The sequence below is a fragment of the Bacillus sp. TL12 genome, from assembly GCF_022625245.1.
Taxonomy (GTDB): domain Bacteria; phylum Bacillota; class Bacilli; order Bacillales; family Bacillaceae_G; genus Bacillus_A.
This window is the reverse complement of the sequence record NZ_JAJJBY010000022.1, coordinates 65,341-77,428: the sequence shown is the minus strand read 5'-3', so window position 1 is coordinate 77,428 and position 12,088 is coordinate 65,341. Positions and strand designations below refer to the sequence as shown.

12 protein-coding genes and 3 pseudogenes are annotated in these 12,088 nt (G+C 34.5%); 13 read left to right on the top strand and 2 right to left on the bottom strand.

The window, feature by feature from the left end:
* Positions 1-169: 169 nt before the first annotated feature.
* The 6 genes and pseudogenes from LOK41_RS29315 to LOK41_RS18910 form a co-directional block, all read left to right on the top strand.
* Positions 170-298: pseudogene (locus LOK41_RS29315) on the top strand (DUF1433 domain-containing protein); the annotation flags it as partial.
* 134 nt (positions 299-432) lie between these two features.
* Positions 433-729: pseudogene (locus tag LOK41_RS18930) on the top strand (WXG100 family type VII secretion target).
* 186 nt (positions 730-915) lie between these two features.
* The gene (locus LOK41_RS18925) at positions 916-1,191 is read left to right on the top strand and encodes a TIGR04197 family type VII secretion effector (RefSeq protein ID WP_241817836.1); all 276 of its coding nucleotides are present in this window, start codon (positions 916-918) and stop codon (positions 1,189-1,191) included.
* Positions 1,192-1,256: 65 nt separating this feature from the next.
* Positions 1,257-1,595, top strand: a complete 339-nt coding sequence (locus LOK41_RS18920) for a DUF3958 family protein (RefSeq protein WP_241817838.1) — start codon at positions 1,257-1,259, stop codon at positions 1,593-1,595.
* Positions 1,592-3,184, top strand: coding sequence for an RNase A-like domain-containing protein (locus tag LOK41_RS18915; protein ID WP_241817835.1), 1,593 nt, complete (start codon positions 1,592-1,594; stop codon positions 3,182-3,184). The genes LOK41_RS18920 and LOK41_RS18915 overlap by 4 nt, the downstream gene beginning before the upstream one ends.
* A 16-nt stretch (positions 3,185-3,200) precedes the next feature.
* Entirely contained in the window at positions 3,201-3,512 is a 312-nt protein-coding gene (locus LOK41_RS18910; protein WP_241817834.1) for a contact-dependent growth inhibition system immunity protein, read from the top strand.
* 40 nt (positions 3,513-3,552) lie between these two features.
* Here the strand turns inward: LOK41_RS18910 and LOK41_RS18905 are convergent, their stop codons facing one another.
* Both LOK41_RS18905 and LOK41_RS18900 read right to left on the bottom strand, forming a co-directional pair.
* Positions 3,553-3,744, bottom strand: coding sequence for an N-acetylmuramoyl-L-alanine amidase (locus tag LOK41_RS18905; protein ID WP_347269337.1), 192 nt, complete (start codon positions 3,742-3,744; stop codon positions 3,553-3,555).
* 398 nt (positions 3,745-4,142) lie between these two features.
* Positions 4,143-4,343 (bottom strand): hypothetical protein, encoded by a 201-nt coding sequence (locus LOK41_RS18900; RefSeq protein ID WP_241817833.1) that lies wholly within the window; start codon positions 4,341-4,343, stop codon positions 4,143-4,145.
* A gap of 519 nt (positions 4,344-4,862) precedes the next feature.
* Between LOK41_RS18900 and LOK41_RS18895 the strand changes: the two genes are divergently transcribed.
* The 7 genes and pseudogenes from LOK41_RS18895 to LOK41_RS18865 all read left to right on the top strand — a co-directional run bounded on the left by LOK41_RS18895 (position 4,863) and on the right by LOK41_RS18865 (position 12,032).
* Positions 4,863-5,663 (top strand): ABC transporter ATP-binding protein, encoded by an 801-nt coding sequence (locus tag LOK41_RS18895; RefSeq protein WP_241817832.1) that lies wholly within the window; start codon positions 4,863-4,865, stop codon positions 5,661-5,663.
* A 131-nt stretch (positions 5,664-5,794) separates the two neighbouring features.
* Complete coding sequence (locus LOK41_RS18890; RefSeq protein ID WP_017152987.1) at positions 5,795-6,106, top strand: heavy metal-binding domain-containing protein; 312 nt, start codon at positions 5,795-5,797, stop codon at positions 6,104-6,106.
* Positions 6,107-6,633: 527 nt separating this feature from the next.
* Positions 6,634-6,789 (top strand): annotated as a pseudogene (locus LOK41_RS18885) (IS200/IS605 family accessory protein TnpB-related protein); the annotation flags it as partial.
* Positions 6,790-7,405: 616 nt separating this feature from the next.
* Positions 7,406-8,836: an MDR family MFS transporter gene (locus LOK41_RS18880; protein ID WP_241817831.1), complete on the top strand. Its 1,431-nt coding sequence runs from the start codon at positions 7,406-7,408 to the stop codon at positions 8,834-8,836.
* A gap of 714 nt (positions 8,837-9,550) precedes the next feature.
* The gene (locus LOK41_RS18875; RefSeq protein WP_241817830.1) at positions 9,551-10,750 is read left to right on the top strand and encodes a sensor histidine kinase; all 1,200 of its coding nucleotides are present in this window, start codon (positions 9,551-9,553) and stop codon (positions 10,748-10,750) included.
* A complete protein-coding gene (locus LOK41_RS18870; RefSeq protein WP_241817829.1) occupies positions 10,740-11,378 on the top strand; it encodes a response regulator in 639 nt (212 codons plus the stop codon). The genes LOK41_RS18875 and LOK41_RS18870 overlap by 11 nt, the downstream gene beginning before the upstream one ends.
* 213 nt (positions 11,379-11,591) lie before the next feature.
* On the top strand, positions 11,592-12,032 hold the full coding sequence (locus tag LOK41_RS18865) for a hypothetical protein (RefSeq protein WP_241817828.1): 441 nt from the start codon (positions 11,592-11,594) through the stop codon (positions 12,030-12,032).
* The last annotated feature ends 56 nt before the right edge of the window (positions 12,033-12,088 follow it).

Genomic DNA, 12,088 nt, shown 5'->3' with positions numbered 1-12,088 from the left:
TGGGGTCACTTCACCATAGTTTATAGTAAATCGGCTTTTTTTGCATGGGGTACCTGGTGCTATCTAATTAAGAGATATAATTCCCAAAGCAAAAAAATGAAAATTTCTTAATTTTATCGTTTTAGGGTATTAATTTATATTAGCTTGATGGTGATGTGGCGGTCCCCCTATTAGTACTACAGAAAATTTTGAAGATGATTTTTCGTGTTCTGGGGAATTATATGATAATTATGTGAAAAAACTTGAAAAATCGGTATCTGTAATTGAAAAAGAAGAGAAAGTAAAAAAACAAGAGTAGTCTCTTTAACTATTTTTGTTTCTTTATTTTAGCAAAATAAAGTCTTTAAAAGATTTTCACAATAACTTATAATAAATTAGTAAAATTAACCAAGTTGTATTTTTGCTGATTTTATTTTTAAAGGGGAGATTAAAATGGCTGGACAAATTCGTATGAGCCCTGAAGAACTAAAATCAAAGGCTGCTTTATATGGACAAAGTTCTTAACAAATTGATGATATTCTTCGTAAATTACAAGGATTGCAAAATGAATTACGCGGTGAGTGGGAAGGTCGTGCTTTTGAAGGTTTTGATCGACAATTTAACGAGTTAAGACCGAAAGTAGAAAACTTCTCACAATTACTACATGAGATTAATGTTCAACTTTCAAAAACTGCAGAAGCTGTTGCTTCTCATGATGAAGAATTATCACGTAATTTCGGTTTGAAATAAAAAACGTTTTACTCTACATAACAAGAATTTTAAATGAGCCATACAACTTATATTGTATGGCTCATTTGATTGCGTGCCCAGCTAAGCTGGGCACGCGTTTAAAAAGAGCGATATTGATAGAGAAATTTCATATATTTATTGGGATTTCCTTGGCATGTTCTGAAAATTAGAGAAAGGATTTGAGCGATGGGACAATTTCAAAGTAATTTTCAAAAGGCACAACAAATTGCTACACAGATGAAAGCAGCTTCGGATACCATCCAAAGTGCAACAAATCGTTCTATAAAAAAGGCAACGCGTACAACACTATCTGTTAACTCTAAAGCACAAGAAGCGAACCAACAAGCTTTAGAGTTGACGAAACAATTTTCTTCCGCCCTTCAACAAGCAGTCGATAATATTCATTCAGTAGTCCAAGAGTTTGAGAGAATGGATAACGAACTCCACAATACTTTTCGCTAATGTGACAACCTACGTAAAGATAAAACGGTAGGAGCAATACGATGAGTCAAGATATTGAAAAATAAATCAATCAATTAAGTCAAAAGTTACGAAGTGTATTTGAGGAACAGGACCGAAATCAATTCGCGATTCAAACTCTGGAACAAGCAGAAGCAGATTTTCATGAATGGAAAGGTCGAAACAATCGTTTATTTAATCGAATTCTAGAAACTTGGCATGGGGATAAAGAGTTATCTCATTTTTTTATGAATATACGCCAAGAAGCAGGGCACATTGAGCGAAAACTTACATTCGAATTGGAAAACCAAAAAGAAACGTTGTTTAAAGAGAGACGAGATCTTAGTGATTTAGAAAAAGACCTTTCCTATCAGCAACAACAATTAGCAAGGGAGGTCAACGCATGAGTTTAAATATGTATTTGGGAGAAGTACAAAGTCAAACTCAAAGTATGAACGCTGTATGTACTGCTACCATTCAAGGTATGGAACAAGCCATTCAGTCGATTGACGCTTTTGTAGTTGATACTGTTCTACAAGGACAAACATATAGTAGTGCAAAGGCATTTTTTGTACAAACTTTTCGTCCCTTAGCACAGGGAATCATTTATTTATGTGAAGAATTAATCCGTCAGAATGATGCTTTTCCAAGTCAATTTCAATCAAAGGTAGCTTCGACAGATGTCATTGAACAAGAATTACTAGAACAAATTCGAGAAATTGAACGAATGAAAACAAGTATGGAAGCTGTTAGTCAAGCTATGCCAATCCCGAGTATGGACGCTATGGCGAATCTTTTTACTGTCATGAGGCAAAAACTGCAAGAAAAGTTAGATCATCTGTATCAATTCAATCAGACCTCTAGTAATAACTATAATACAGCAATTCAATTAGCAGCTAGTATTGCGACGGGTTTGGCTGAAGTCCAAAGTGGGAAAGGTTTTAGTCCTGTAAGTGGTACATTTAGTACACAAGGATTGAATATGGAGTGGACAACCTCTATTCAATCGATTGGAGAAGAAAGGGCACGTCAGGCTGAAAACCATCTAAAGAGTAGTTCAATTGAAGAAGGGGCAATGTGTGGTAAGTTACCTGAAAAATCTACTTTCCGAAAAGTTATAGATGGCACTATAGAAGGTGCAGGAGAAGCATTTGGAGATACCATAGAAGGATTTAAAGCGCTTGGTAAACGGGAAACGTGGGATAACATGGGGAATGCTGCGTTGCATCCTATTGATACTCTTAGTACTATGTATAATGTAGTGTCAGATTCATTTATTAATGATGTAATAAATGGAGATGCTGAAAGTCGTGCGAAATGGGGAAGTTATGCTTTAACACAAGTTGCATTAGGTGTTATTGGCGATAAAGGATTAAGTAAAGCAAGTAAATTGGGTAAAGTAACAACTAAATTAGCAAAAGATAAAATTCCAGAAGGTATTTCGCATACTATTGGTAATTTACAAATGGGGAATCGTTTTGCTTTTGTTGGTGGAAATAATATACATTTTAGGTTTGATATACTTGATTTTAAACAAACTGAAGAAAAACTATCGACTTATCAGTTTGCTAGAAGTGATAATACCATAACTATACAACCTGGAGATAGCAGCCTACTTGCTCCAGGAGGTGGACTAGAAGCGCATAAAGCTAGAGGTGGACATTTAATCGAAAGACACGTAGGAAAAACAGATGAAGAGTTGTTGCAAAGATTACAGAATGATTCTAGAATAACAGGATCATCAACTTTTACTGATAGGGCTACCGCTGAAAAAATAGCGGCTACAGTCTTGAATAACCCTCGTAATCAAGCACGGATTCAAAGTTGGTTAAATAGTCCAAGAGATAATAATTTAATTTTACGTTATCATGGTATTGAAATAATTGGACGAGGTGTAATAAGAGGCTCTACAACAGTTGAAGATATGTCAAATGCAAAAATTATACTGAAGAAGGATAGAAATGGAAGTTTTATTTTGACTGGATATCCATCTTGATAATGGGAGGAAGATTATGTTATTAGAAGACAATTTCGATAATCTTGAAGATGATGAGGTATTTCAATTTCTAGCGGGTACTTTTCATCAAGATACTTTCTATGAAGAAGCGCTCCAAGAATTACTAGAAGAGGTATCAAAAGAGTATTTGCAAGATGCTGTTATTTTTCTAACTGAATTTATTCAAAGCGATTATAGTAATACAGAAAAAAATGAATACATAAGGTATTCTGCAGATGGAATATATTTTGATGGGTTAGAAATAACACCATTAGAATGGCTTGAACAAACAGTTAAAACCATAAAACAAGCATTAAAAAATACTTAGTAAAAATTGACCGCCCGTAATAGGCGGTCTTTCGTTCATATTACTTCACATTCACATACGTATTACTAGTCGTAATGTAGTATGTATTTCCTTTCGAATTGTGTACTTTATATTGCGGTGAGTCGTTAACGTCAATCTTAGCGTCGATTGCAAATCCTAATCCTGAATCTAAGATACCAGCAAAATCTTTATCCTGCCAAGATAGAAAATCATAGAAACGTAAGTTGCCCATTTTGGCCACAACACGTTTTCCTATAAGGGGTAGTCATGCCCATCAACTTAAGAAATTCGTTGTTATCCAAAATTAAAAAAATGAGCTTTTTTGTTACAAGTTAGTACAAAATTTCGTTCTGGGGGTACTTTAAAACCTTAGGTTGATGGGCATGGGGATAGCCCCTATAACGTAAAAATCATGTCTAGAATTCTAAATCCTAGACATGATTTTTTTGCTACGAATTAACGAATATAAATTTGTTAGTTTATCCCGCATTAACGGGTAGTAAGACCCCCACCTCAAGATTCAGAGAGAAATGAGGAAGGTAGGTGGGGGATCAACTGCCCGTAAAAGCCCGATTGGTTCAACTAATAATCAGTGGGGGATGAAGCCCCCCCACTGATTAAAGTTTCACTTTATTGAACGTTTGTAATGATATATTTTTCCTCTTCATTCTTATCGATTTCTGCGGCAAAAGATGAATCGACAGAAGCCTCGTTAATTTTCCAAGCTTTCTGATCTGTAGCATATAATGCTTTAATTTGAACATTACGGAATTGATCTTTTTCGGGAGAATACTTACCAGCTGGAATATGATATTTTGCGTGTCCTTTCATTTCTAAAATAGGGTATCCTTTCTCATTTGATACAATCTTTACTACTTTTTTATTTAAATATGATTTTACAAGATTTCTTTTCCAAGGCTCAATGATTGTATCACGTGCCGCTGAAGCGAAAGATTCCGCTTTTTAATTTTTATACTTTTCATTTATTGTAGTGAAAGGTTCAATACTTTGTTTGAGGCTTGCATCCCCATATTCTTTTAAAAATAAATGGAAAAATTGATTGGCTTTGTCTTCATCCACTTTAAATATATATTTTCATTCCTTTTAGTTTACTAGTAATATGGCGCTGAAACGTTCCGCAAGAAATGTAGAAAGTTCGTGAAATAACACTTCAAAATGAAAAAATAGAATTAATGTTGGATAAATGAATTATTTTAATAAAAGCGCTTAAAATTATATCTTTAAAAGATGATTTGGATATTAGATCGGTTCCATTTTTTTCTAGAGGATCTAATCTATTTTTGATACATTAATAGTTGAGATATATAAATAAGGGGTAGAGATGAAGAAATGGAATTATTTAATTATTATAAACGGAAAGGGAGATTTAAGCTTCTGATTGGAGCAAGTATTTTTCTATTTGCACTATGGGATGTATATGAAACTTGGGGAATGGTGGATTGGGGACAGGTTATCTTTATTATGATTGTTTCATCTGTTTTCCTCGGAATTGGATTTTGGCAACTGCGAAAAGGGAATGTGATTCAGAAGAGTGTAGTGAAAAGTAATGTAACGTTTTGGGATGTTGATACGTTTGTCGTATTGGAATTGCCGAAACGAAATGCACAATTTGGTTTATACCATCCTGATGGGGGATATGTTGCAGGAACAAAGATCATTTCATCTAACATTCTGTTTTCCGTGATCCCTTTTTTAGGGAATAGAGATGTGTATGGATTAGAAACGAACAGCGGGGAAATTCTTGCCTATTTTCATACGGAAGTGGACGGATATGATTGGGTAATCTATGATTCGAATTATAACCAGATTGGTATGTTTAAGGAAAAGATGATACAAGGGTTTGGCGCGATACGTGGTTCTTTAATGACGAATAAAGAAACGAAGTTGTCCGATGTTGAAGTCGAGTTTGATTTTATTCAAAGTACGCTCCGTACAATAGACGGACGCACACTAGCAATCGGTAAGCAAGGGTATATGCCGATAGAATGGAGCGAAAGGTTTATGGGTCTTAATGTACCTACTATTACATTCGGTTCCAATGCATCTAACAATGAAAAAATGTTAGGACTAGCGGTACTTCTTTATAGTTTACGTACAATTGAGATTCGAAAAGATAGAGCGAGTGTTTAACAGGAAAATGATATATATTAATCCTTACAAAATTGTCACATTTCTGTAAGGTTATAAGATAGTTTATTTTCTTTTTTAATGTAATAATAAAGCCATAAGAAACGTTCATACATAAGAGGAGAGTGTCAGTAATGATTGTAACAACAACATCTGGAATTCAAGGAAAAGAAATTATTGAGTACGTTGATATTGTAAATGGTGAAGCAATTATGGGTGCAAACATCGTTCGTGATTTATTTGCTTCTGTTCGTGACGTTGTAGGTGGCCGTGCCGGTGCATATGAAAGTAAATTAAAAGAAGCACGTGATATTGCGATGGAAGAAATGAAACAACTTGCGCAGCAAAAAGGAGCAAACGCTATTGTTGGCGTTGATGTAGACTACGAGGTTGTTCGCGACGGCATGTTAATGGTTGCGGTGAGTGGTACGGCTGTACGTATATAAAGTGAAACTTTAATCAGTGGGGATTTTCTTCATCCCCACTGATTATCAGCCCTCACCAATCGGGCTTTTACGGGCAGTTGATCCCCCACCTATCTTCCTCGTTTCTCTTTGAATCTTGAGGTGGGGGTCTTACTGCCTGTTAATGCGGGATAAAATAAAAATCCCTTTAGAGTAGATATACTTTAAGGGGATTTTTCGGCTTCTTTTAACTTTCTCAACATTGCAAGGGGATAAATGTGGTAAAATAGTAAGTGGATGGGAGTCCATACATATTATTAAAATTAAAGTGGTTATCAAGTCGGAGAGAAGGCACTCATGAGAGTGTCTTTTCTTTTTGATTTAAAGCAAATAAACTTTATCCCACATTAACAGGCAGTAGGACACTCTTTATTTTGGTCTACTTTTAACATAAAAGCATCTATTTAAGATGTTTTTTTCTTTTTAAAGAAAACGTCTCTTTTTTTATATGGAACATATGTTTGTTTTAGTGTATAATGATCTTATCAAATAAAATGAGGTAAAGACAGGTGAAGAAAGCGTATTTTTCGAAACGGATCTATAAGACAGATTTCCCCCATGAGATGGTAGATGCAGTCACATAGACAATCGAAACATGTAATCGGGCGAAGCGATTTGCATTTCAAACGATTGTTCAGGAAAAACGTTGGAACCGTAAGATGCATGACAAAGTGTTCTGCCTTCGATATAAGAAAAAGTAGCTGTACCTGTTTTGTTTTCCTGTCGTTGGAAGATAGAATGGATTGTCTCACATAAAGACACTACCGAACTCTATATCGTTGTATCCTCTTTGTTGAACGAGAGGAACTGTTTTTGCCTTGGCAGAAACAGGAGAATCCCCCACCTCAAGCTCGTTTGGAGGTAGGTGTGGGTAGTTCAATCAGTAAAAGCAGGTTAATTTTGTGACGGCTATTTTGGCTTCCTTTTAATTGCATAAGGATGGGTTTATTCCCCTTTACTCTGAATCACAGGCAGATTACCTGTGATTTTCTAATTTGAAGGAAAGCGGTATGGTGGTAAAAAAATAAAAAGTGCAGAGAACGTGATGGATTGATAATTAAGGTTATGCCTTGCCCAAATTATTTGAAGAACTAAGAGAAGGAGTTGGGATAAATTAAATAAGGAATGATGTAAAATATTTTTGCGTTTTATAAGGAATTAGAAAGATATATTATCTGCAAAATAAGCAAGCCGTGGCAAATGAGACTATTTCAGAAGGCATTTTAAATAATGATTACTGCTCATTATATTTGTTTATGGTAGAAATGTCGGAGGAACTTTATGGAAAAGAAGATTAATTCTAGAGTAATATTAATAACTTTCATCATTGGTGCATTTTTCGTAATATTAAACGAAACCTTATTGAATATTGCTTTAACTAAGTTAATGACTGTATTCAACGTTGATGCTCCAACTGTCCAGTGGCTGGCAACTGGGTTTATGCTTGTTATGGGTGTTTTAATGCCAATTTCCGCATCATTAATTCAATGGTTCACTACAAGACAATTGTTTATAGGTGTTATGACTATTTTTTTAATTGGAACAGTGATTGCTGCTTGTGCAGTGAATTTTCCAATGTTGTTAATCGGTCGTATGGTACAAGCTATTGGTACAGGGGTGTTAATCCCTGTTATTATGAATGCTTTGCTTTTACTTTATCCTCCTGAAGTGCGTGGGAAAATTATGGGGACCTTTGGTTTGGTTATCATGTTTGCACCTGCACTGGGGCCTACTATATCGGGGGTAATTGTTGATCTATTCGGTTGGCGATGGTTATTCTTATTTGTTATACCTTTCGTGTTATTTTCAATTGTATTTGCGTTAAAATATTTACAAAATGTCGGAGAGGTTACACGTCCTAAGATAGATATTCTATCGATTATTCTCTCAACTATTGGTATTGGTGGAATGATTTATGGTTTTAGTAGTGCTGGAGAACATGCAAGAGGTTTCTTATCAATAACAAGCATTTCTATTATCATGATTAGCATCATTAGCTTAGTCCTATTTGTTCTACGCCAGTTGAAATTAGAGCAACCACTATTGGATGTTCGTGTATTCAAATATAAAAATTATACAAGAGGTGTTAGTCTTTTTGTTATTGTGATTATGGCGATGTTTGCATCTGAAATTGTAATGCCAATGTATTTACAAGGACCTCTCGGATACACTGCGAAGGTAGCTGGATTATTGTTATTGCCAGGTGCGTTATTAAACGGATTAATGTCGCCAGTAATGGGAACTTTATTTGATAAATATGGTCCTAGAAAATTAATAATTCCTGGTACAATTATGTTGGTTGGGGTCATGATATTCTTTAGTAATATCACGCCTTCCATACCGATATGGTCTTTCATAATGGTATATATCATATTGATGCTATCTATTTCAGCAATTATGATGCCAGCTCAAACAAATGGATTAAATGAATTACCGAAGCATCTATATCCACACGGCACAGCTATTGCAAATACTTTACAACCAATTGCAGGAGCACTTGGAGTCTCTATCTTTGTAAGTATTATGACCCAAAGTACGCAAAGCCATATCGAAAAACAATCAGCTCCAATAACAGAACAGTTAATGAATGAAGCCATGACAATCGGCGTGCACCACGCCTACTGGTTTGCTTTATTCTTATGTTGTATCGCTTTCGTTATTGCGCTATTTATCAAAAAGGCAATGGCTCCAGAATCTGATACAGAGTCTTGAAAGTAAGGTTTTCATTCGATAAGTTAATAAATTTATCATGTATTGTTGAATCATTAGATCCTCATTTTTTATTGTTATGATAGAAATAATATGTAGGGTTATATGTTAATGAACAATGCTAGGATAATTAAACCAAATAGAAATAATAAAAATCCTAAAACAAGCCAAATTCCATTGAAATTAGACATAGTTGAGTGCTCCTTGTGATATAGGATTAGTTTAATATACGATGGTACCATTTGAAAAAGACAAGCATATATTATAGTGTAGGGCAAGCTAACTTAGTCTTATACTAGGGAAACTCCACTCCCAAAAGAGCATCCACTGATACAGGGTGCTCTTTTTAATTGAATAAAATGTTTGATGAAGAATTGGAAAAGGGAAAAGATGTTTATTTAATCAGCTATAGTCGGGCTAAATGTAATGACCAAATATATTTTAAATGACTATATAAAGTGAAACTTTAATCAGTGGGGGTTTTCTTCATCCCCCACTGATTATTAGTTGAACCAATCGGGCTTTTACGGGCAGTTTATCTCCCACCTAACTTCTTTGCTCCCGCCGAATTTTGAGGTGGGAGTATTTACTGCCCGTTAATGTGGGATAAAACTTAATAGAGGGCAAGTTGACGATTAGCTCCACACATAACGATAATGGTTTCACTATTAATGATACGGGGCGGGATATAGTATAATCTAATGATGGAGGTCGAATATGAAGAAATTAAATACAAATCTATTAGAAGCGATGTTTATCCCGAGGAGATTTATCGTTTTATGGATAACACTCGTATATATAGCTTCGCTGCTTTTAGAATTCCGTAACAACATTTTTTCCATTGATAGCTTGTTTTTTACAATCGTAATTGTTATACATACTATTTTTCATTGGTATGCTAGTTTGTTAAAGAATAGCCAGTGGTTTTACTTTTTTTTCATACAACTCTTTATTGTGTTTTTCGCTGCATTTATGGTGCCACATGCTTCGATAGCGGTTTTAGTTGGGTTAACTCCTATTTTAATTGCGCAAAGTTTATATATGTATAATAAAATATTTAAAGTAATTGCAGTTTTTACGATTATGTATACAATATTTTGCGTTGCCAGTAGTATCAATTATGGTGGCAATAAATTAGCTATTCTTATTTCTATGTTCCTTTTGATATTAGCTATTATTATTCCTTTTTCTTATATTAATAAGCAGCAATTTGAGGCGCGTAATCGCATTCAGAGGTACATTCAAGAGTTAGAATTTGCATATATGAGAGTGGAAGAATTGACATTAGCTAATGAGAGGCAGCGAATGGCAAGAGATTTACATGATACATTAGCCCAAGGTTTAGCAAGCTTAATCATGCAATTGGAAGCAATAGATGCCCATATGCAAAGAGGGAATACAGAGCGTTCGCAAGAAATTATTCAACAAACGATGGTAAGAGCGAGAAAAACTTTACATGATGCAAGGTTGGTTATAGATGATTTGCGCTATACAACCAATCCATTTCATAAAGCAGTAGAGGAAGAAATAAAGCGTTTTTCTGAGGCTACATCTATACATGTAAGATTTCATATTCAAAGTCCCCCTCATATTTCAAGCTTAGTAAAGGAACACTGTTTATATTTAATAAGTGAATGCTTAACGAATATCGCCAAACATTCACAAGCAACAGATGTAAATATAAAAGTCGATTATATGGATGACCTTAGAATACTAACGATCCAAATTGAAGATAACGGCATTGGTTTTGACACTGAGTATATCGGTAAGGTTCCTGGGCACTATGGTTTAATTGGTTTAAATGAGCGTGTTCGTTTGATTGAAGGGGAAATACAGATAGTAAGTGACAAGATGAAAGGGACGAAAGTATACATTCAAGTACCGATAAATAAAGAAGGAGATAGACATGAAGTATAATGTATTGATTGTTGATGATCATTTCGTTGTAAGAGAAGGTCTAAAATTAATAATAGAAACGAGTGATTCATTTCAAATCATAGGTGAGGCTGAAAATGGGGAAGAAGCTCTTTGTTTGATAGAGGAAAAGAAACCAGATGTCATTTTAATGGATTTAAATATGCCTAAAATGAATGGTTTAGATACAATTGAACATTTAAATAAAAAACAGGATAAAACTCCAATTATTATATTAACGACCTATAATGAAGACGAATTAATGATAAAGGGAATTGAATTAGGAGCAAAAGGATACTTATTAAAAGATACTGGTCGTGACAATTTATTTCGGACATTGGAGGCGGCTATTAGGGGCGAGACTTTACTACAACAAGATGTTATGGAAAAAATCGTTAATTATAAAAGGAAACAGGTACATACGAATCCTTTTCCTAATTTGACAGAAAAAGAACTTTTTGTTCTAAAAGCGATCGCACGTGGATATAAGAACAAAGAAATTGCATTTGATATGGGAATAGCAGAACGAACAGTAAAAGCGTATTTAACCAATATTTATAATAAACTAGGTGTGAATTCACGATCAGAAGCGGTAGCTATATCTATTGAAAAGAAATTAATTCATCTTTAAAACATGAAATATTATATATGCCCAATCGTACATGGAAGGCTTGCCCTTTTGTACGATTTTTTTATTTCTTCTTCATGCTATGCTCAGAAAGTATCGAAAAGTTACATGTTTGATAATGTTAATTTCACAAGTGAGCTTCAAGAAAGATTGAAACAATACAATCTCATTAGAAATACAGAAGCTTCTAATAGAGAAAGGAAATAGAATCATTAAATGATAACTTTGTTTTTGATTTCTACAGTCATTTTCTTTGTTTGGATTCAAATTAAGCCTCGAAAAATAAAATGGATAGATATTTTCATTTTACTAATTGTTGCAGGGATTGTAATATACACGATGCCTTATCCAATGACCTGGGATTTACAAGCTGAGCTGTTGGCTATTTCACTCTTTGCTTTTGGTATTGGCGTTTGGCAAGGGAGTGTCATGGAAGTCTATTATGATGATGGGATTTTATATATCAAAAGTGGAAGACAGTATGTAATCTCTTGGATCTTCTTAATAATCGGCCAGATGGTTATTATGGATGTATTTGAAGGAGGACTTCCATCATTAGGGAATGTGGCATGGTTCCTTTTATTTAGCGTTGTTATTGCATCTGGAATAAAAAGCTGCATTATATATATGTTCTATAAGGTATCTAGCAAACAGTAATATATGAGAAAAATCAATGCTGTTTCCTTCTGGTTTAATAATAAAATTTATGGATG